This window comes from Pseudomonas sp. SDO5522_S412 (assembly GCF_054071215.1).
In genome coordinates, this window is sequence record NZ_JBSVWQ010000107.1 from 1 (window position 1) to 20539 (window position 20539).

A 20539-nucleotide genomic window follows, 5' to 3' on the forward strand; every position below is an offset into this window, starting at 1 on the left:
TGACTGACACACCGCCTTCGCGAGCAAGCCCGCTCCCACATTTTGATCGGTGTTCGGCTCAAGATCGTCAGATCAACCGCGCCGCCACCAACCAGTCCGCCACCGCCTGGAACGAAGCATCCGGCACCGGATCCCCCGGCACCGTCTTGCGCGCAATCGCTTCCGCCAAGCCCTTGTCCGGCGCTTGCGGTATCCCTAAATCAAACGCCTCCTGCAACATCCCCAACGCTTCCTCCGGCGAAGCGCGGCACACCACCACCGGCACCGGCGTTTCACCACGCACATAACGCACGCCTATCACCCAGCCATCGGTGGTGCCGATCATCATCGACGCCCGGCCCAACCCCAGCTTGGTGGCCAGCGCCTGCATCTCCTGGCGCTGCCGACGCCGTTCGCTCTTGATCAACGGGTCGCCGTCAATGTCCTTGCGCTCGCGCTTGGTCTCGCTGCGGGTCATTTTCATGTCGCGGCCGAACAGCCAGCGTTGCATCAACACATCCACCCCGCCCACCAGGATGAAGGCCGCGAGTACGGTAAACACCAGCGGCTTGAGCACCAGGAAAAATGTCGACTCGATACACCCCGCGCCACACCGCGACGACTCCATCAACGCCTGCAACGCATGCCGCCCCACCACGTAGAACGCCACGGCCAGCACATGCACCTTGATCAGGCCCTTGATGAATTCCACAAAGTTGCGCAGGGCAAACAGCTTCTTGAAGCCTTCCGCCGGGTTGATACGCTTGAACTCCGGCTTGATCGGCTCCACGGAAAACACAAAGCCACGCATGGTGATGATATTGGTCAGGATCACCACCCCGGTGGTCACCGCCATCACCGGCAAAGTAATGCCGATCACCAGTTGCTCGGCATGGTCCAGCACCCGTGGCCAAACCGTGGCGAAGGGTTCGATGTAGATCTGCGCAGTCAGGTCGATCAGCGCCGTGACCTGGGCCTGGGCCCGGGGCGCGAGGATGGAAATGCACAGGGTGCAGAACAGGATGACCATGCCCGAGACCAGGTCCTGGCTCTTGGCGACCTGGCCTTTCTTTCGCGCGTCCTTGAGTTTTTTATCCGTGGCCGGCTGGGACTTCTCTTCGCTGGTATCGCCCATGCGCTACTCCACGCCCGCCAGGGTTTTCAGCAGCTCCACCGTGCCGCGAAATTCCGCCAACTGGTCCAGCATCAACGGAATCAGGAAGCCGATGTAGATCACCATCAGGATCGAGAAAAACAGGTTTTTCACCGGCAACGACAGGTCGAAAATATGCAGGTTCGGCGCCATCCGCGACAGGTACGCCAGCATCAAATCAGTGACCAGCAGCGAGATGATCAGCGGCGACACCATCAGCACCCCGACGCGCATGATCTGGTCGAGAATCGACAACACCGCCAGCAACGCCGAGCTGGCAAATACCGGTGTAAACGCGGTCACCGGCCACAGCTGGTAGCTGTGGTAATAACCGTCGACCATCAGGATAAAACCGCCGGACATGAAGAACAGCGTGATCAACATCACCGTCAGCAAGGTGGACATCACACTCGACTCCCCGGTGGACAACGGGTCCACCAGTTGCGCCATGGTCGAACCGCGCTGCAGGTCGATCAACTCCCCCGCCACTTCCGCCGCCCAGAACGGAATGCCGAACAACAGGCCGATCAGGATACCGATCAGGAATTCCTTGATCAGCAACCCGGCGATAAACAGGCTGCCGTGGTTGGGCATCGAGGTCATGGCGTCGAACACCGGCATGAACATCGGGATCGAAATCGCCACGGCCACGCAGCCGCGAATCATTCCGGTGAGCCCGAGGCGGTTGAACGCCGGGGTGATCACCACCACGCCCATGGCCCGGCAGGCCGCCAGCGAGGCCGAGCTGATCACCGGGTAGGCGACTTCGAGAAACTGTGCGGTAAGGCTGGCATCCATGGGCGGTCAGCGCGTCCACAAGGGAAAATTGTCCAGCACCTGGCTGCCGAGTTCCGCCACTTGCCCGGCCAGCACCGGGCCGAGGAACACGATAGTCAACAGCACCGCCACCAGCTTCACCACCTGGGGCAGGGTCTGGTCCTGGATCTGGGTCAGCGCCTGGAACAGGCCCACGCTCAAACCCACGATGATCGCCACCCCCAGCGCAGGCGCGGAGAGCATCAGCACAGTCATCAGTGCCTGTTTCATCAATGACAGGAAAACGTCCTGGCCCATGGGTCGTGCCTCAGCCGTAACTCAGAATCAAACCGTGCATCAGGCGCGACCAGCCGCTCAATGACACGAACAGGAAGATTTTCAGCGGGATCGAAATCAGGTTCGGCGAGACCATCGACATGCCCATCGCCATCAGCACGTTGGACACCAGCAAGTCCACCACCAGGAACGGGATGTACAGCAGGAACCCGATCTCGAAGGCCCGGGTCAGCTCCGAACTGACAAACGCCGGGATCAGCACCACCAGGTCGTCATCCCGCAGGTCGGCACGGGCTTCCGGCGACCAGATGGTCTCGGTGGCCTGCACAAAAAAGCCGCGCTCGGACTCGTTGGCAAACCGTGCCAGGTGCGCCTGTAGCGGCGGGCGCAGGGCGTCGCCGAGGTCCTTGAGTTGCTCGACGTGCTCGATATTCAGGTCGCGGCCCTCTACCTGGCGGTACATGTCGCCAATCAACGGCGTGGTGACGTACACCGAGAGAATCAGCGCGATGCCGTACAGCACCAGGTTCGGCGGCGTCTGCTGCACGCCCAGGGCGTTGCGGATCAGGAACAGCACCACCGAGATTTTCATGAAGCCGGTGAGGGTCACCACCGCCAGCGGGATCAACCCGATGGTGGCAACCACCAGGATGATCTCGATCAGGTTCGGCTGATAACCGGTCATGGGGTGGCGAAACTCAGCAGGCGCACGCCCAGGCCGTCACCGATTTTCACCAGTTGGCCCTGGCCGACGCGACGGCCGTTGACCATCAGGTCGACGCCATCCACGGTCGGCGTATTCAGTTGCAGCAGGCTGCCCGCCCCCAGTTCCCGCAGTTGCGCCAGGGTCAGTTCCAGGCTGCCGACCTGGCACACCAGCTTGAGGGGCAAATCGTCCAGGGCCGCGGCGGCATCGACGTCAGTCATTGTGTTCTCCATGTCCAAAAGGGGCGTGTTCAGAGGTTCCTGCACCTGCAGCGACGAGCCGTCGCGCTGGCAGCGGGCTTGCAGGCGGCCCTCAAGGTCCAGCAGCCAGCCGCTGCCGGGTTCGAGCATCAGCACATCGCCGGGCTGCAGGCTGCGCAGCTCGCCGAGGCTCAACCATTGCCGCCCGGCCACTACCGACAGCGTGTGGCGCAGCGCCGGCAACGGGTCGGCGTCGATCTGGCCGTGCTGCTCCAGCAACTGGCCCACCAGCACTGCAGCGCTTTCACTCAAGTCCAGTTGGGCGGCCATTGGCGGGTGGTTGCCGAAGGTCAATGTCAGTGCCAGATGCACTGCATAAGGCCGCAGGTCGTCACTGGTTTCGAGCAGTTGCACGGGGTGGCCGAGCAACGGTTCGAGGCGCTCGATCAGGTCCAGCACGGCCAGTTCCAGCAGCAGCGAACGCGGTAATGCCGGCAGCACTTGCGCATCGAACTGCAACGCCAGCGGCACCAGTACGTGTTCCAGGGCGGCAGCCGAGAGTCGCAAGCGCACCGGTGACTGGCCGAGCAACAGCAACACATCCCGGGGTGTTTTCAGCGGCTGGGGATCGGCGGCCCAGGCGACGCTCAGATGCTGCCCGGCGCAGCGGCCCTGCCACGCATGGCGCCGGCGGTGCAATTGGTTATGCAGCGTGAGCAGCGCCGGGTCGTAGTGCTCAAGCCAGGGCGCCAACGGGTCGGCAAGGGCCACGATCATGTGCCGAGTCCTTGCTCTTCACGCAGCTCGCCGGCCACCCGTTCGCTGCTTTCACGCCCGTCCAGCAGGCTTTGCCAGGCATCGGACTGGCGCTGGCGGCTCAGGCGCTCCTGACGGAACAGGTCGCGCTCACGCTCCTGGGTTTGCAGGGTACTGGACACGTGGCTGACGTCGCCTTCAAGCACCTGCTCATCGTCGGCCAAGCCCCGCAGGCGATCCTGGGCGGCCTGCCAACTGGCCACCGACAGGCCTTCGGTCAGCGAGGCGTAAATCTCGCCGGCTTCATGGGCAACGGCCTCACGGTGCAGGCGCAGTTGTTCCTTGGCGTCGGTCAAGGCGCCGTGGGTTTGCGCGCAGCGTTGCTGTTGCGCCGCCAACTGGCTCGCCGCCCGCTGTTCGCGCAGCACCCGCAGGGTTTGCAGGGTGCGCAGTTGTTCAGTCTTCATCGGTTCTTTTCTCCATCGTCATACCAACAGCGCACTCACTGAGTGCATGAAGATCGAATGTGGGAGCTGTCGAGCCCCGGCGAGGCTGCGATAGCGGTGGGTCAGGCAACATTGATGTTGGCTGTGCTGACGCCATCGCAGCCTCGCTGAAGCTCGACAGCTCCCACACTGGAGCTTGCTGCGCTTTCGGGCTCATGCCAGCACCTGGCGCATGCGGATCAAGGTGTGTTCGGGGCTGCTGGGTTCGTCGGCGTTCTGGCGCAGGAAGGCTTCGATTGCCCCATGGCGGGTGATCGCTTCGTCGGCCAGGGGGTCGCTGCCGGCGGAGTACTCGCCGACGCGGATCAGCATTTCGATCTCGCCGTAGCGCGCCATCAATTCACGGATGCGCATCGCCAGGCGCTTGTGTTCGTCACCGGCGACCTGCTCCATCAAGCGGCTGCGGCTGCGCAGCACGTCCACCGCCGGGAAATAGTTGCGCTGCGCCAGTTCGGCGCTGAGGGCGATATGCCCGTCGAGGATCGAACGCGCTTCCTCCGCCACCGGATCGCTGGCGGCGTCGCCTTCGGTGAGCACGGTGTACAGCGCGGTGATGCTGCCGGCAGGGCCCGGGCCGGCGCGCTCGAGCAACTTGGGCAAGGTGGCAAAAAACGACGGCGGATAACCGCGGCGGGTCGGCGGTTCACCCACGGCCAGGCCGATTTCGCGCTGGGCGCGGGCGAACCGCGTGAGGCTGTCCATCAACAGCAGTACATTGCGGCCCTGGTCGCGGTGGTACTCGGCCAGGGTGGTGGCGACAAATGCCGCGCGCACCCGCTCGGCGGCCGGGCGGTCGGAGGTGGCGACGACAGCAACGGTGCGTGCGCGGGCCGTGGCGTCCAGTTGCACGTCCAGCAGTTCGCGCACTTCCCTGCCCCGCTCGCCGATCAAACCGATGACAATCACATCGGCCTCGCTGTTGCGGATGATGCTCGCCAACAAGGAGGATTTGCCCACACCGGGCTCGCCGAAGATGCCCATGCGCTGGCCCTGGGCGAGGGTCAGCAAGCCGTCGATGGAGCGGATGCCCAACGCCATGGAGCGCACGATCAATTGCCGGGAGAACGGGGCCGGTGGCTCGGCATGCAAGGGGTAGGTCTGCAGGTTCAGGGTTGGCGGTATACCGTCACCGTCGAGAAACTCGCCCATGGGGCTGATCACTCGCCCCAATTGCGCATCGCCCACGGCCACACCCAGGCTTTCGCCGGTGGCAGTGATTTGCGTGCGGGTCGACAGGCCTTCCATGGAACCGATGGGCGACAGGATCGCTTCGTCGCCATCAAAACCGATCACTTCGGCGCTGAGGCTGCGACCACTGACCGGGTCGCGCAGGTGGCATAGCTCACCGATGCTCGCGCCCGCCACGCTGGCCCGCAGCAACACCCCGCGAATGCTCAGCACCGTGCCCTGCATCGGACGCAAGCGGGCCTGGGACAGCCGCTCGGTCAGGCGCGGCAGCAGTTGATCGAGGTTCATGCCACGCCCTCTTCGGCAAAGGGCAACAGGCTGCGGCGCAGGCTTTGCAGTTGCGCCTCCAGCCCCAGCTCAACCGAACCCGCCGGGCTGCTCAGGCGGGCCTGGCCGGCGCCCAGTTGGGCATCGGCCTCCACGGCGATGCCGTCCTTGAGCAACTGTGGGCGCAGGGCATTCACTTCGGCGGGCGGCACCCACAACGTCAAGGCCTGGCCCTGGCGAAACGCGCTCAGGGCCTGGCGTGTACAACGCACCACGCGGTCGGTGTCATCCAGTTCGCCAAGTACTTCACGCACGATGCCCAGGGCCAGGTCCGCCAGCGACGCCTCAAGCCCGGCCAGGTAATGCTGGACCTCGGCCTGGGTTTCCAGCAGCAACTGTGCAACCTGTTCGGCACCTTCGCGGCGCGCACTTTCAAAACCCTCGGCGCGGGCGGTGTGCAGCCATTGGTCGCTGTCGGCCTTGATCTGCTCGGCGTGCGCCCTGGCGGCTTGCACAAAGGCAAAGCCATCGGTCCATAACGCCGCTTCATCGGCGCGCAAAATCCGCGCGGCCGGACGGCTGGGTAATTCACTCATGGGCAAGCTCCTCGGCGAGTAACCGGGCGGCGACGGTCTGGACGATCTCCAGGTCGCGGGGCAAGCGTCCGCTGTAGCCCTTGGGTGCGACAAACCGCAGGGGCAGCCAGCCTTGCAACTCGGCAGGCTGGGCTTGCAGCCAGGCGGCGACACAGGTGAGGCCATCGCGGTCGATGGCGTCGATCAACTCGGCGGGCTCGCGCAGCAGGTCGGCCGCGCCGCCCAACTGCCGGTGCGCGAGGGCAAGGGCAAAGGCTTCCTGGCCAAGGCCCTCGCGCAATTCATTGACCACTTCGCGGCGGATCTCCCGGCTCAGGGTCGAGCCATGCCAGATCGCACCACACAGCCTGGGCAGACGCGCAAATTGCGCCGGGCTCAGCAGCAGCACCGGCAAATCAGCGGCGGGCGGCGTGACCAGATGCGCCAGCGGCGCCAGCTGATAATGGCTGGCCAGCAGTTGCTCCAGCCGCGAGCGAAAACGCGGCTGCCCATGCAGGGCTTGCAGCACCTCGACCGGCAGGCCTTCGCCAAAACACTCGCCAAGGCTTTGCTCGCGCACAAACTGCAACGGCTGGGCGATCAGCCCCTGCCAACGCTCAACCAGGCTCATTCACCCTCCTTGAGCACATACAACGCCTGGGCCTGGCGCCGCGCCCATTGCTGGCGGGCCAACACACCACCCGCGCCGAGGGCGAGCAGCAGCAAGCCACCGAACAGCAACCGCGCCTGGTTGAGGTTGTCTTCCAACAGCCACAGGCCCATGAAACGCGCGAGTCGCGGTTGCGCCGGGTTCTGGCTGATGGACACCGCGGCCTTGATCGCGGTCACCGACACACCGTCATAGCTCAGGCCGGAAATGCCGTTGGCAACCAGGGTCTTGATCTGCGGAATCAGCGTGTTGATGTCGGTGCCCGGGTCGTAGCGCACCAGCACCGAGGCCGACGACGGCGAAATCACCCGCTTGAGCAGGTCATTGTCCGGCAGCACCACGTGCACCCGCGCCGAGACGATGCCGTCGATCTGCGACACCGAGTGGGACAGTTCTTCGCTCAAGGCATAGATCATCTGCGCCCGCTCCTGCACCGGCGACGACACCAGGCCATTGCCCTTGAACACCTCGCCCATGTTGGAAAAGCTCTGCTGCGGCAGGCCGGCGTTGTCCAGCAGGGTCATGGCCTCGGCGAAGCGCTGTTCGTCGACCACCACTTTCAACTGGCCGTTGTCCTGCACCTTGCGCGTCGCCGGGATGCCGTCGCGCAGCAGCACCGCGACCATGGCGTTGGCGTCGCGCTCGCTGAGGTTGGTGTAGAGGTCCATGTCGCAGGCCTGCAAGAGGCTGGCGAGCACGCCGATCAGCAGCAGGCGCAGGGCACGATTCGGGCTTGGCATGGCGTTATTGACCCTTGAGCAGCGTGTTGGCGGAACCGGAAATCTGCGTCGCACCGCGCACCACCATCTGGGTTTCGATGGAGTAGTCGAACATCTTGCCCAGTGAATGGACGATCTGGTCGACCTGCTGCTCGGCGACTTTCTTGCCCGGTTCTGCGGTGGGCGAGGCACCCGAGGTGCGGATATCCGCAGCGGCCACTTGCGGCGGCGCCGAGGGGTTATTGGTGAGCAAATCGGCGCGCTCGGAAAAGGTCCGGGAGCGGTCGATAAAACTGTTCAGGCGCTCCATCAGCCCCGAGCCGATCTGATGGGGGCTGGCGCCCTCGGGCATGCCCTTGGCCGTATTGGCCATGTGCTCGAACAGATTCTGCGAGGCCCCGGCGGGCCCCGCGCCGGCGGACGGCGGCAAGGCCGTGGCGCTGGCAGCGAGACTGATGGTCATGGGTGCGCCCTACTCTTCGTCGTCATCGGACATGGCGTCATTCAGCATTTCCTGGGCCTTGGGCATGATGATGAATTGGCCGCCGATGGTGACTGCCTGAGTGATCAGGGCATCGGTGAATTCGGCGTCGGTCATCTCCGGTTTATCGGCGCTCTTGGCGTTGTCCACCGCGGCGTTGAACTTGGCTTCAGGGCTGGCGCCACCGGGGGCGAGGTTGCTGTCTACGGCGGTTACGGACATGGTCATGCTCCTTTACTGGGGTTGGGGTGAATCAAGGGGTTTCAGTGCTCACCTGGGCGCCGCGAAACACCCGCACGCCGTGCTCGCGCGCCACCACCGGCGCGGCGGCCTTGGGCTGCAGGTGATCCACATGCTGCTGGACCAGCGCCAGGTACGGCGGCGGCCCGGAGACGAAGACTTCATCGCCCTCGGGGCCGTTACGCATCGACAACTGCTGGCCGAACACATCGAGGTTATTCAAATACGCCTGCAACTGGTCCAGGTTCAGGGCGTTGGCCTTGAACAGCTTGGTGGTGATTTCATCGCTGGCATTGAGGTACAGCAGGTTGCCGTCGAAATACCAGGTCAGGCCATTGGTGCTGCACAGCGTCTGCAAAAACTCCCCGGCGGTGGCTGCACGCACCGTGCTGCGGGCCTTGCCGCGGACCTTGTCGGAGAGCACCAGCGGGATATCGAGGTTGTGGCCGAACTCTTCGAGGGCGGCGCGCACGTCCTGGTCCACCAGCACATAGGCGTAGGGTTTGGCGAACCATTCGGGCTCTTCAGCGGCGTGTGCAATCGAGGCGCCAAACAGCACCGACAGACATAGGAGCGCCATGGAAAATATGCTTACATGACGTCCGCCTTCGCCCAACGAGTTGTGACGATGACCAAACACTTTTTGCTTGCCGGCAGCCTGTTGCTGGCTGCCTGTTCCAATACTGCGCCGAGCGATTCCGACCGCTCGCTGAAGCTGGCCGACGACCTGAACAAACGCGGCGACTACGCCAGCGCGGCGGCGCTGTACGAACGTGCGGCCCAGCAATCGGGCGCAAGCATCGACTTGTGGCTCAAACTCGGCCAGGCACGGCTCGACGGCAACGACGCGGTCGGTGCCGAGCGCGCCTTCCAACAGGCCCTCGGCCTTCAAGCGCACAACGCCGACGCCCTGCTGGGACTGGGCACCGCGCAACTGCGCCTGGGCAAAAGCCAACGCGCCGTGACCGCCCTGGGCCAGGCCGCCGAGGCCAGCCAGTCGCCGGTCGCCTACACCCGACTGGGCATTGCCCAGGTGTTGAACGGCCAGGCCGTCGCGGCACAAACCGCGTTCGCCAAAAGCCTGAGCCTGCAACCCGACGACCTCGACAGCCGCTGCAACCTGGCCCTGGCCTACGCCCTTGGCGGCCAGGCGCAGCAGGCCTTGGACACCATCGCCCCCGTCACCCAATCGCCCCGCGCGTTGCCACGGCATCAGCGTAATGAGCTGCTGGTGCTGGTATTGGCGGGATACGAACAACGAGTGGCCAGCTTGCCGCTGGACGATATACCGGCGGCTGAGCGCGCACGCCTGATCACGGAGGCCAACCGCATCAAAGCCATCAGCGATCCGATTGCGCAAGCGCGGGAATTGGGGCTGGTGGATACGCACTAAATCCAACTGTTTTTGATCTTGCTGTTGCCCTGCTTTTGACGTTGCTTTTGATCTATCAGGCCCCGTTAAACCACGCTGGCCGAACGCAGGCTTTGGAGCGTGGGTAACCCGGCAGGACGCCGGGTTAGCCGCGCTGGGCCAGGGATGGCCCATCGCGGCGGCCCACGCTCCAAAGCCGGAGTGAGGGCACACCGAGCCTGAGCGAGGTGCCGAGTGGTGGGGCAAAGACCTTTTGGTTACTTTTGGGGCGTTTGCCAAAAGTGACCCGCTGTAAGAGCGGAACCCTAAGTGGCCGTTACCGCAGGAACGGATATGTACGCGGTAAGCTTCAAGATCCCGGTCGCCTACCAGTCCGCTTTCGCGAGCAAGCCCGCTCCCACATTTGGATGGTGGTGTTACAGATGGATCTGCTGGGTCTGGAATACCGCTATCGCAGGCAAGCCAGCTCCCACATTGGGCCTGCGGTGTGACAGATGGATCTGCTGGGCCTGGAATACCGCTATCGCAGGCAAGCCAGCTCCCACAGAGGACATGTGAACGCAGGTTCATTGCTCCGCTCCCGGAGCGCCCGCCTTGGCCTCTTGCTGAGCCTGACGCCGCTGCAACTGCTCCCGATCAAACCCCTCGATATACACCTGCGCCGCCCGCCCGACCGGCGCCGCCATCGCTGGCCCGGTGGCCCGCCCCTGATTCAAATCCTGCCGCTGCTCCACCATCTGCATCAAATTCAAATTGTTGGCACAGCCCAGCGGCAAGGTCGCCTTGAAATCCTCGTCCAGTCCAATCTCGTCCTTGGCCGGCGGCTGCTGGCACTGGCTTGGCACCCCGTCCGCCTGATACTGCGGCGAGTAATACACCGGCGCCAGATGCGTCTTGCAGCCCACCACCAACAGGGGCAAACACATCAACAAACGCGAAACTTTCATGCCATGCCCCCTCATCAATTCATGTAGAAACCAAACGCCCCACCACTGCGCGGCCCCGCCGCTGCGGCGGTCGCAGGCTGTGCATCCAGCGGCGTGGCCAGGGTGCGACTGCGCACCGGCTCCACCAGGTACGGCGTAATCAAAATCACCAATTCGGTTTCATTGCGCTGAAAACGCTTGGAGCGAAACAGGTTGCCCAGGATCGGCAAGTCCCCCAGCAACGGCAGCTTCTCGATGTCCTGGCTGCTCTCACGCTGGAACAAACCGGCAATCGCAAACGTCTGCCCGCTGCCCACTTCCACCCGCGTATCGGCGCGGCGCACGCTGAACGACGGCACATGGAAATTGCCAAAATCCACCGTGCCGCCACTCACCACACTGCTGACCTCCGGGCGCACTTGCAGGGCGATCCGGCCGTTGGGCAACAGCGTCGGGTTGAACAGCAGCGACACGCCGAACGACTTGTATTCGATCCCCACCAGGTCCCGATTCACCGGCACCGGGATCGCCACTTCGCCGCCCGCCAGGAAGCTCGCGGTTTGCCCGGTCATGGCGGTGATGTTCGGCTCGGCCAGGATTTGCAGGATCCCGTTGGCCTGCAACGCGTCGAGCATGCCGTCGATATTGGTATTGCCCGAGCCGCTGCCCGCCGCCGCCAGGCCACCGGCGGTGGCGGCTGCCAGCGGTCCGCCGGTGATCAGGCCAAAGGAGAACGTGCCGTTGCTGAACATGGCGTTCCAGTTAACCCCGTAATGCAGCAGTTCCGAGCGGGACACTTCAGCAAAGCGCACACGCAAGTTGACCTGGGCGGCACCGGCGTACTCAGTGGTGTTGACCGCGCTCTGGAAGCCCTGGCCCTGTGGGTTGAGCAAGGCATTCAAATCCGTCGCTTCTCCAACCGAACGCACCGTGCCCTTGGCGATCAATCGGTTACCGGCACCGCTGATCTGCGCGCCATTGCCGGGATGCAATTCCTGCATCGGCGCAGTCACTGCCTGGGTCGCGCTACTGACCGCCAGGCTCAGGCTGGCAAGCTGTTTGCCGTCGCTGCCGAGGGCAATCAGGCTGGTATTGCCCGGCGCCTTGCCGAAGATATAGATCACCCCGGGCGACACCACTTGCAGGTCGGCAATCCCCGGCTCGGCCACCAGTACCGACTCCACCGGGGCCACAAAATGCAGGATCCGGCCTTCACCGGAGGCCAGGTTGATAGACCCCTGGGCGCCGTTGGCGATGTCCTGGGCACTGCAGAAAAACGAGGTCAACGTCAGCAACAACAGACAAAAACGGATCATGAGGCAGACGCCAGGGAAGTGACGGAAGCCGCGGCAGGTGCGCGGCGGTTGGAGATATCGGTAAGGCTGATGGTCACCAGCGCTTGCAAGTTGTATTCGGTGGCCAGTTCGCGAAACGACAACACCGCCAGCTCCAGTTCACCGCGCAGCACCAGGCGCCGCAGGCTGCGGCGCAGTTCCGGGTGCACCAGCAATACCGCACTGTTGGCTTCAGTGGTTTTGTCGCAGGCCTGGCGCAGTTGGGCCAGCAACGCGCGGTTGACATCCTCGGGGATCACTTCACGGCTGGGCTCCTGGCGACGCAGGGATGCACGCAACTGATCTTCCAATCCCGGCGCCAGCACCAGGGCGCCAATCACCCGGTTGCGGTCGGCGTACTGATGGCTGATCTGCCGCGCCAACCCTGCACGCAGGTGTTCGGCCAGGCGGCCGGCATCGGTTTCCCGGGCGCCCCACTCCACCATGGCTTCGAGCAAGGCCCGCTGATTGCGGATCGACACGCCCTCTCCCACCAGCAGGCGCAGGGTCTCGGCCACCCGCTGCAACGGCACCAGGCGCAGGGCTTCCTTGACCAGTTCGCCGTAGGTGGCTTCGGTGCGTTCGAGCAGCAGGCGGGTTTCCTGGATGCCGAGGAAGTCCGCGGCATAGCGGCGCAGGCTGCGTTCCAGCACACCACGCAGGACTTCGTCCGGCAGCAGGAAACCGATGCCGGCGCTGCGCAGTGCGTCTTCATGCTGACGCTCGATCCAGTGCGCGGCGCGACCGTTGAGGGGCGAATCGGCTTGCAGGGTGGCGATGTCCAGCAACTGCACATGCACCGGATCGTCCTGCAACAGCAGGCAGTTGATCGGCATCTCGCCTTCGCTGACGGGTACGCCTTCCAGTGACACGCGGTAGCTGCCCGGCGTGGCCTTGGCGTCCATGTGAATGCCCGGCACCGGCATATCGACGCCGAGGTCGCTGCGAATGTCGTGACACAGCGCTTCGATGCGTTGGCTCAGTAGCTGGCGCGGGGCGCTGAGGGCCAACGCACTGCCGAGGGTCAGCAATACCCGAGTGTCGGGGGCCACGTCATAATCCTGCTCGGCCTGCACTTCAACCACCGGTTCCAGGGTCTCGACCAGCGCTTCAGGCTCTACCTGGTTTTCACGGGTATGACGGCGGTACATCACGAAGGCCGCACCACCGAACACCAGCGACAACCCGAGGAACACCCAGGTCGGAAAGCCCGGTATCACGCTGACGCCGACCATGATCAATGCGGTCAAACCGAGGGCGCGGTAGCTGGCACCCAACTGCTTGAGAATCTCGCTGCCGAGGTCACCCGCTTCGCCGTCGCTGTTGACCCGCGTCACCACAGTGCCCGCCGCTACCGAGATAAGCAGCGCCGGGATCTGTGCGATCAAACCGTCGCCCACGGTCAGCAGCGAATAGGTGTGCACCGCCGCGCCGAAGGCCATGTCGCGCTCGATCATGCCGATCAGCATGCCGCCCAGCAGGTTGACCGCGAGGATCACCAACCCGGCAATCGCATCGCCCTTGACGAACTTCATCGCCCCGTCCATCGCGCCGAACATCTGGCTCTCGCGCTCCAGGCGTGAGCGCCGGCGGCGGGCTTCGGCCTGGTCGATATCGCCGTTGCGCAGGTCGTTGTCGATGCTCATCTGTTTGCCGGGCATCGCATCCAGGGTGAAGCGCGCCGCCACTTCCGCGACCCGCTCGGCGCCCTTGGTGATCACCACGAACTGCGCCACGGTGATGATCAGGAACACCACCATGCCCACCACCACCTGGCCGGCAATCACGAAGTCACCGAAGGCCTTGACGATATGGCCAGCGTCGCCGTGCAGCAGAATCAAGCGGGTGGTGGTGATCGAAAGCGACAGGCGAAACAGGGTGCTGAGCAGGATCAGCGGCGGCAGCGCGGAGAATTCCACCGAGTGGCCGATGTAGAACGCCACGATCAGGATCAGGATGCTCAGGGCGATGTTCAGGCCGATCAGCATGTCCACCAGGTAGGTAGGCAGCGGGATGATCATCATCACGATCGCCATCAGCATGAACGCGACGATGATCACGTCGGTACGCTGGGCGGCCATGCGCGCGATGCCGTTCAGGCGATTGAGCAGGTTCATGGCGCGGCTCTCCGTGCAGCGAGGTAGCGTTTGAAGCACTGGCGCGCTTCGTCCTTGCGTTCGCCGTACCACAGCGCCCGGGCACGCAGCAGCAACAGGCTGGCAGACTCACCCTCCAGCGCGACCAGCCGATCCAGGGCCGCGAGTGCGCGGGTGAAGTCGCCGCTGTCGGTGAACGCCAGCACCAGCGAGCGCAGCAGCAGGCCATCGTCGGGCGCGACACTCACGGCAATCAGCAACATCACCAGCGCGCGCTGGGACTGGCCGTTGCGCCGGTACAGCTCGCCAATGCCCTTGAGCAATTGCACCGCGTCGTCGTTGTCCCGGGGCATCAGGCCTGGACCTCCGAGCGTTGTTGTTCGAGGGTGCGGCGCATCTCGATTTCCTCGCTGATCAGGTCATGGGCCAGCGCCTTGATCTGCGGCTCGGCGTCGAGGTTCGGCAACAGGTGCTGCATCACGTGTTCCAGCAGTTCCAGGGAACGTGCGCTGCCGAACAGCAGCGAGTCGACGCCAGCGGCGCTGGTGAGTTCTTCCAGGTCACTGCGCAGGGAGCGGCGGGACTGGACCTTGCGGGTTTTCAGCAACGCTTCGAAAGCCGTGGCCTGGCGCGAGTTGACCGGGCGGATCGCATCGACCGGCGCGCTGCGCACGTCACTGGGAATCAACGGACGGGGTTCGACTTTCATCCCGGGGCCTTAGCTGAAAAAAGCAGCGTCATAGGGTGAAGGTGAAGCGTTCTTCGCCACGGGCGAGGATCACCTGGTTGTTCTCGATGCGCTCCAGTACCCAGTTGTCCGCCAGGGCCGCGCCGGGGTACAGGCGCTTGCCGCTGTCATTGATCACGTAGGGGTTGGCGCCGAACCACACGGCTTGAAAGCGCACCCGTGGCCGGGCCGCATCTGCACGCACGGCGACCCGCGGGTTGAGCACGATCTGCTGGCCGTAACGCTGGTCGAAGGCTTGTTGCAGGGCGACCCATTGAGGCTTTTGCGCGCGCTCAAAGGAGCCGACGGCGTTGAGTTGGCCATCGATGTCGTTGACCTTCACGGCGTCCAGGTGGGCGGCCTGCAATTGCCCTTCGAACCAGGCCTTGGCCTCGGCACGGGAAGGCTTGGCTGCGGTTGTTTCGGCAACCGGCATTACGGTTTGCGCTTGCGGTGGATCGTTGCGAAATGCCAGGGCGCCAGCGCACACAAAGAGCAACGCGGTGGCGATGATCCAGGGCGTTAACGTGCGTGTCCTCGCAGGGATTTTTTCAGGGCTGCCCGGCAGCGCCAGGCTCACACCCGCCGTGCCGATACGCAGTTGCAGCGGCAGCCGCGCGCGATGGCCGCTGCCTTGGGGAATACGGATATCGCCGGCAGTGCCGGTGATCAGTACATCGCCGCCGAGGGCCTCGACGGCCACCTGGGCCCCTTCAAAACGCAGGCGCAGGTGCAACTCGGCAATCCCGGGATCGCTGAGCTGGAGGTCGGCCGCCAGGGCGGCGCCAAGGGTGTAGACCGGCTGGTCGAGCATCAGGGAACTGCCCTGGTGCAAACCGTGGGTCACAAGCAGGGTCGGCGCGCCGTTCGCGGCGGGCAGGCCCAGGGAAATCAAGGCTGTCATGGTTGGGTTTGCCCCCTTGAGAATCACAGGCCGCAACGACGCCTGTGCCGATCAACAACGGTGCAACGGGGTAAGGCAGGTATACGGGCAGCGCCGGCGCTGCCCGCATGGCGAATCAGTTCTGCGGACGCTGTTTGGTGGCGTCGAGCTCTGCTTTTTTCGCGGTGCTGATCTCGGTGATCTTGGCCGACTTCTCGATGGCCATGTTGAAAGTTGCTTCCATCTTCGCGATAGCGTCGTCGGCGCCGCCTGCACTTACTGGTGGAGTAGTAGCCATGTTCAATCTCCTTGCATCGATAGGGAAGTTAAGCCGCATGCAAACCGAAACAAACTCCCAGCGTCAGACAGTGAGTTGGCCATGCAGCCGTCGGTTTGCATGGGAACCATACTACTCACGAACAAAACGCCTTCGCTGTGAAAGCTTGTGAAACGTTCATGGCAGGTGCTGTGAAAAATCCGGCTCAACGTGCCGTTGAGAAAATCTCATCGCCGCGCGGGCGTGGAACTTTTGTTAAAAAACCAATACACGACGAGACCCAATGTTTACGGGGGCACAACCTGAAAAACGAACCAACTCGAACAATTTACGAGCCCGTTACCCCTGGGTAAAAACGTTGATCACTCAACAATTCCAGAAAATAAATCCGACAACTTCACACTTTTAACTAATAGCCATTTGCCCAACTTTGCAGATATTTCCATTTGTAACAAAACCGACTTGATCATCGCGTTTGATAGCTCGGCGCGGGTTAACCCAATAACACTTCGCAACTTTCGCCCGCCCCAGTTAGTGCACTTGCACTAAATATCGACTGATATAAAACAACTTCCAGGTTATCTATGACTGCGATCCCGAATGGCCTTGACCCTGCCGACAACAAAGGCCCGGATGGCTCCCGGAGCACGTTCGAAAAAGCCCTGTTCACCGCCGTCGACAAGCCGGTATTCGACCCCTCGAAAATCCGCGGGCCGTCCATTCCGCTGCCGTACCAGAACGTGCAGGCACCGGTGAACAACAGCATCACCTACACCCCGCTGGGCAGCGACAAACCGGTGACCCTCAAGCAGATCGACAACCCCAGGCTGTTTGAGCAATTGGTCAACCAGTACAACGCACAGCAAAGCGACGCGACCCTTGAGAAGAATCTGGCCGACAGCAAAGGCGCCGGCTACAAGGAGGCAGACGCCAGCACCGTGGCGCCTGGCCTGGGCAACTACAAGGCGATCGGCAGTACCACCGAATTGGGCCCGGGACTGATCCGCTACGAGACCAGTGCCGGCGACAAAATCGTGGTCAGCCAGAAGGAAACACCCGCGCTGTTCGCCCAGGTCAGCGGCGACTCGGCCAAGCTCTTTGCGATCAATGCCAGCCAGGCCGAGGGCTACCGCCTGGCCGGCCCCATGGAAACTATGGACCCGGCAGCGAATATCGGCCCGCCCGAAGAAGTCGGCCCGGGCCTGATTCGCTATACCACGGCGTCGGGCGACAAGGTGATCGTGTCCCAGGACATCACCCCCGCGCTGTACGACCAGGTGGCCAAACTGTATGCCGGCAGCACCGGCGCGGCGGGCGCCTCGGACACGTCCTGGATCGACACCTCATCGTTTGGCGTGTCGGGTGCCAAGGACTGGGACACCATCACCGGCAACACCAGCGGCACGCCGACCAAGGAAGAACTCGACCTGAACCGGCCCAAGGCGGCCGCGCAATTGCTCTCGCAAAACTGGGACGCCTGGGGCCTGCATGGCGCGCCGATCGACTTCGCCAACCCGCCCACGACACTCCCCCCCGAGGCCCAGGCCGTACTCAAGTACGTGGCCAGCAGCCCGAGCCTGATGGCCGCGCTGGATACCGGCGGGCGTGGCAAGGCCGACAATGTGATCACCCATTCCGATGTCGACCATTTCATCGACAACGCCGGCAAGGACCTCGGCGCCGCGTCGAAATCCTATGGCAGTTTCCTCGGCAGCAAACCCGGTGACCTGGCCAAGGCGAATGCCAAGTCGGCGGCAATCCTGATGGCCAATGAGAGCCTGGCCGCTGGCGCAGGTCCGGCGATGCGCCCCGGTGACGCCAACCAGCGCAGCAACGACGGCATGCTGCGCAGCGACAACCTGCAAGCCTTGGGCAGCGATTCGGCCCTGAGCACCGAGCTGACCGGCGCGGCGGCCATGTGGTCCAGACCCGGGATGTTCCACGCCCTGGAAACCGGCGGCGACAACCCCGCCACCGGCAAGTCGGACGGCATCGGCACCCGCGACAACATCGGCGCCTGGCTGGAAAAACAGGCGCCGAAAACCGACAGCGACACCCTGACCTTCCTCGACGGTGCCGCCACCCGCGATGCGGTCGCAGGCGTCGACACCTCGGGCCTGACCGCCGACATCCTGGCCAACCCGCAGAACTACAGCGGCGAACAGAAAGCCGCGGTGCTGGTGCAGTTGACCGATGCACAAACCCGCCTGCTGGTCAGCGACTACGTGCCCCACGCCGGGTTGATGGACAAGTACACCTCGCCCCACTACGGCCTGAACCCCAACGAAGACAAAATCAAGGCACAGCTGCAAAGCGGCATCGAAACCCTCTCGGCCGACCCGGACGTGCAAGGCTTCCTGCAAAACAATCGCGGCCCGGCACTGGCCGACATCGTCGACAGCAACCCGGCGATGAAAGTCGCGATGCAGAACTACTACACCGACGACATCGAGACCGGCAAAAACCTCACCGACAATCTCAACGCCAAGGACCAGAACGGCAAGCAGATCGACATGGGCATGGGCCTGCAAAACGCGGCCAACGATACGACCATCGCCAACCTGGCGCTGGGGGGCAACGGCCATGTGGACCTGACCGGTATCGCCGACAAGGCCGGGCAAAGCGACAACATCCAGCAGTACTACAAAAACCAACTGGTGACCGGCAAGGCCTTTACCGACGCGGTGGCCGGCGGCATGGACCCCACCGTGGCGGCCAGCAGCTTCGCCGCCAGCACGGCCTCGGCCCAGGCCTTCCTCGGCGACAAGGCCTCGGCGGATGACGCCGCCACCTTGCAGGTGAATTTCAACGAAGCCCTTGGCGACGCCCTGCTCGGCGGCGCCACCACCGACACCCTGAACATCACCCTGGGGGACGGCAAGGGCAACTTCGACGAAGCCAAGGTCACTGCCGCGATCAACGACGCCCAGCAAAAAGATCCAGAGATGTTCGTCACCTCGGATGGCGGCAAGATCGACCCGGCGCAAGTGGTGTCGATGCTGCGTTCGGTATGGGACATCGGGCGCCAGGGCAACAAGATCGCCGACGCACTGCCCAAGGCCATCGAAGGCATGAAGTTCGGCGACGTCAGCCCGGCATTCAAGCAAGGCCTGTTGCACATCGGCAGCGCAGTGCTGATGAGCGGCGTGCTGATGGCCCGTTCGGCCAGCGGCAGCAACACGCCGGTGGCGGACGCGAACCGGGTATCCGCCGGGCTGCAATTTGCCGGGCTGTTGATGGAGGGCGGCACCAAATACGCCAAGGAAGCGGGTTACGGCATCACCTGGGTCAACCGCCCGGATGGCGGCACCATTGGTGACTTCCCCGGCAAGGTACCGGTGGGCAAGGGCCCGTTGAGCCCGCAGCAAATCGCCAACCTCGGCGCGGCCGGCAAGATCATTGGCTCGGCGGGCGGGATTATCGGCGGTGTGATCGGGGTGATTGGCGGTGTCGACTCGTTGAAAAAAGGCGACTACCTGAGCGGCAGTTTCTCGGTTGCCACCGGCGTGCTGGGTACGGGTGCGGCGGTGGCCGGGTTGGTGGAAGCCGGGGCCGGGTTGTACGGAGCCACGGAAATCGGCGCGGTGGCCGGGACCATCAGCGGGATCCTCGGCGGGGCAACGGCGATCCTTGGCGGGATCGGCAGCGCGTTCCTGCCCTTCGCCCTGGCTGATGCCCATGGCAAGGCGCAGGACGCGTTCTATGGCCAGCTTGCGCCGGTGCTCAAGCAATACGGCTTGACTGGCGGGCCTACGGAGCCGGGTGATTATCCTGAAGACCCGATCCCGGCGATCAACACCTGACCTTCCCTTGCAGCCTTGCGCGAAGGGAGCCGCGCGGGGTTGTGTTTTTGAACATGCACAAAGGTTAATCACATGACGTATTCACACCGCGGCCACCTTGAAGACAGCGCTATTGAAATCCACTTTGGCCCTTATCGACTGCTGCCCCGACGTCATCTGCTGCTGAAAAACGGTGAGCCGGTGAGCCTGGGGAGTAGGGCCCTGACGTTGCTGATTGCCCTCGCTTCGCGGCCTGGTGAGCTGTTGGAGAAGACCCAATTGCTGGACATCGCCTGGCCACGGTTGGTGGTGGAAGAGTGCAACCTGCGGGCGCAGATCAAGGCGATCCGCCGGGCGTTGGGGGATGATGATTCGGTGTATATCGCGACGGCGACGGGCCAGGGGTATCGGTTTGTTGCGCCGACCTGGGTGGAGCGTGGGGCGCAGAAAAAGCCGGTGGTGTTGGGGGTTTATAGTTGTCGGCGTTGTTTGGGGGATGAGGTGAGGCCGATGCGCGGCGTGCGGCAGGAGAGGCTTAACAGTTGAGGGGGGGATTTGGATCGGGGGCATATCCATTATTTGGGTGATGGCTTATATCGGTTCCGCTCTTACAGCGGCTCACTTTTGAACAGCGCAAAAGTAAGCAAAA

The 20539-nt window shown here is 63.6% G+C and carries 23 protein-coding genes; 3 read left to right on the forward strand and 20 right to left on the reverse strand.

All coding sequences use genetic code 11. The annotated features are described in order from the left end of the window. Positions 1–67 precede the first annotated feature (67 nt). The 13 genes from ACW9I6_RS20120 to ACW9I6_RS20180 all read right to left on the reverse strand — a co-directional run bounded on the left by ACW9I6_RS20120 (position 68) and on the right by ACW9I6_RS20180 (position 9073). Entirely contained in the window at positions 68–1114 is a 1047-nt protein-coding gene (locus ACW9I6_RS20120; RefSeq protein WP_003208311.1) for an EscU/YscU/HrcU family type III secretion system export apparatus switch protein, read from the reverse strand. 3 nt (positions 1115–1117) lie between these two features. Then, positions 1118–1930 (reverse strand): type III secretion system export apparatus subunit SctT, encoded by an 813-nt coding sequence (gene sctT, locus ACW9I6_RS20125; RefSeq protein ID WP_457339725.1) that lies wholly within the window; start codon positions 1928–1930, stop codon positions 1118–1120. A 6-nt stretch (positions 1931–1936) separates the two neighbouring features. Beyond that, positions 1937–2206 (reverse strand): type III secretion system export apparatus subunit SctS, encoded by a 270-nt coding sequence (sctS, locus tag ACW9I6_RS20130; RefSeq protein WP_003208314.1) that lies wholly within the window; start codon positions 2204–2206, stop codon positions 1937–1939. Positions 2207–2216: 10 nt separating this feature from the next. After that, the gene (gene sctR / locus ACW9I6_RS20135) at positions 2217–2870 is read right to left on the reverse strand and encodes a type III secretion system export apparatus subunit SctR (RefSeq protein ID WP_003208316.1); all 654 of its coding nucleotides are present in this window, start codon (positions 2868–2870) and stop codon (positions 2217–2219) included. After that, positions 2867–3868 carry a type III secretion system cytoplasmic ring protein SctQ gene (gene sctQ, locus ACW9I6_RS20140; protein ID WP_457339726.1) on the reverse strand — a complete coding sequence of 334 codons (1002 nt, stop codon included), beginning with the start codon at positions 3866–3868 and terminating at the stop codon, positions 2867–2869. The genes sctR and sctQ overlap by 4 nt, the downstream gene beginning before the upstream one ends. Further along, positions 3865–4314, reverse strand: coding sequence for a hypothetical protein (locus tag ACW9I6_RS20145; protein WP_102369490.1), 450 nt, complete (start codon positions 4312–4314; stop codon positions 3865–3867). Before ACW9I6_RS20145 ends, sctQ begins: the two co-directional genes overlap by 4 nt. Before the next feature lie 192 nt (positions 4315–4506). Continuing rightward, the gene (locus tag ACW9I6_RS20150; RefSeq protein WP_457339727.1) at positions 4507–5829 is read right to left on the reverse strand and encodes a FliI/YscN family ATPase; all 1323 of its coding nucleotides are present in this window, start codon (positions 5827–5829) and stop codon (positions 4507–4509) included. Then, entirely contained in the window at positions 5826–6404 is a 579-nt protein-coding gene (locus ACW9I6_RS20155) for a FliH/SctL family protein (protein ID WP_177070345.1), read from the reverse strand. Before ACW9I6_RS20155 ends, ACW9I6_RS20150 begins: the two co-directional genes overlap by 4 nt. Then, positions 6397–7014 (reverse strand): hypothetical protein, encoded by a 618-nt coding sequence (locus ACW9I6_RS20160; RefSeq protein WP_003208324.1) that lies wholly within the window; start codon positions 7012–7014, stop codon positions 6397–6399. The genes ACW9I6_RS20155 and ACW9I6_RS20160 overlap by 8 nt, the downstream gene beginning before the upstream one ends. Further along, positions 7011–7793 (reverse strand): type III secretion system inner membrane ring lipoprotein SctJ, encoded by a 783-nt coding sequence (gene sctJ, locus ACW9I6_RS20165; RefSeq protein WP_003208326.1) that lies wholly within the window; start codon positions 7791–7793, stop codon positions 7011–7013. Before sctJ ends, ACW9I6_RS20160 begins: the two co-directional genes overlap by 4 nt. A gap of 4 nt (positions 7794–7797) precedes the next feature. Then, positions 7798–8235 carry a hypothetical protein gene (locus tag ACW9I6_RS20170; RefSeq protein ID WP_003208328.1) on the reverse strand — a complete coding sequence of 146 codons (438 nt, stop codon included), beginning with the start codon at positions 8233–8235 and terminating at the stop codon, positions 7798–7800. Between the two features lie 9 nt (positions 8236–8244). Further along, the gene (locus tag ACW9I6_RS20175) at positions 8245–8475 is read right to left on the reverse strand and encodes a hypothetical protein (protein ID WP_003208330.1); all 231 of its coding nucleotides are present in this window, start codon (positions 8473–8475) and stop codon (positions 8245–8247) included. Positions 8476–8506: 31 nt separating this feature from the next. Next, entirely contained in the window at positions 8507–9073 is a 567-nt protein-coding gene (locus ACW9I6_RS20180) for a type III secretion protein (protein WP_457339728.1), read from the reverse strand. A 48-nt stretch (positions 9074–9121) separates the two neighbouring features. Between ACW9I6_RS20180 and ACW9I6_RS20185 the strand changes: the two genes are divergently transcribed. Further along, positions 9122–9886, forward strand: coding sequence for a tetratricopeptide repeat protein (locus ACW9I6_RS20185; protein WP_457339729.1), 765 nt, complete (start codon positions 9122–9124; stop codon positions 9884–9886). A gap of 545 nt (positions 9887–10431) precedes the next feature. Here ACW9I6_RS20185 and ACW9I6_RS20190 read toward each other — a convergent pair. From ACW9I6_RS20190 to ACW9I6_RS20220, 7 genes are all read right to left on the reverse strand, one after another. Then, positions 10432–10812: a hypothetical protein gene (locus tag ACW9I6_RS20190; RefSeq protein ID WP_003207261.1), complete on the reverse strand. Its 381-nt coding sequence runs from the start codon at positions 10810–10812 to the stop codon at positions 10432–10434. A gap of 14 nt (positions 10813–10826) precedes the next feature. Beyond that, the gene (locus ACW9I6_RS20195) at positions 10827–12107 is read right to left on the reverse strand and encodes a type II and III secretion system protein family protein (protein WP_008433173.1); all 1281 of its coding nucleotides are present in this window, start codon (positions 12105–12107) and stop codon (positions 10827–10829) included. Next, positions 12104–14242 (reverse strand): type III secretion system export apparatus subunit SctV, encoded by a 2139-nt coding sequence (sctV, locus tag ACW9I6_RS20200; RefSeq protein ID WP_457339730.1) that lies wholly within the window; start codon positions 14240–14242, stop codon positions 12104–12106. The genes ACW9I6_RS20195 and sctV overlap by 4 nt, the downstream gene beginning before the upstream one ends. After that, positions 14239–14574 carry a tetratricopeptide repeat protein gene (locus ACW9I6_RS20205; RefSeq protein WP_003207267.1) on the reverse strand — a complete coding sequence of 112 codons (336 nt, stop codon included), beginning with the start codon at positions 14572–14574 and terminating at the stop codon, positions 14239–14241. The genes sctV and ACW9I6_RS20205 overlap by 4 nt, the downstream gene beginning before the upstream one ends. After that, entirely contained in the window at positions 14574–14930 is a 357-nt protein-coding gene (locus ACW9I6_RS20210; protein ID WP_177009712.1) for a hypothetical protein, read from the reverse strand. The genes ACW9I6_RS20205 and ACW9I6_RS20210 overlap by 1 nt, the downstream gene beginning before the upstream one ends. A gap of 28 nt (positions 14931–14958) precedes the next feature. Continuing rightward, complete coding sequence (locus ACW9I6_RS20215) at positions 14959–15852, reverse strand: SctD/MshK family protein (protein ID WP_134326975.1); 894 nt, start codon at positions 15850–15852, stop codon at positions 14959–14961. Positions 15853–15967: 115 nt separating this feature from the next. Continuing rightward, on the reverse strand, positions 15968–16129 hold the full coding sequence (locus ACW9I6_RS20220; protein WP_003207273.1) for a hypothetical protein: 162 nt from the start codon (positions 16127–16129) through the stop codon (positions 15968–15970). A gap of 563 nt (positions 16130–16692) precedes the next feature. Between ACW9I6_RS20220 and ACW9I6_RS20225 the strand changes: the two genes are divergently transcribed. After that, positions 16693–19911, forward strand: coding sequence for a type III effector HrpK domain-containing protein (locus ACW9I6_RS20225; RefSeq protein WP_003207275.1), 3219 nt, complete (start codon positions 16693–16695; stop codon positions 19909–19911). Between the two features lie 72 nt (positions 19912–19983). Then, the gene (locus ACW9I6_RS20230) at positions 19984–20436 is read left to right on the forward strand and encodes a winged helix-turn-helix domain-containing protein (protein ID WP_178912303.1); all 453 of its coding nucleotides are present in this window, start codon (positions 19984–19986) and stop codon (positions 20434–20436) included. The last annotated feature ends 103 nt before the right edge of the window (positions 20437–20539 follow it).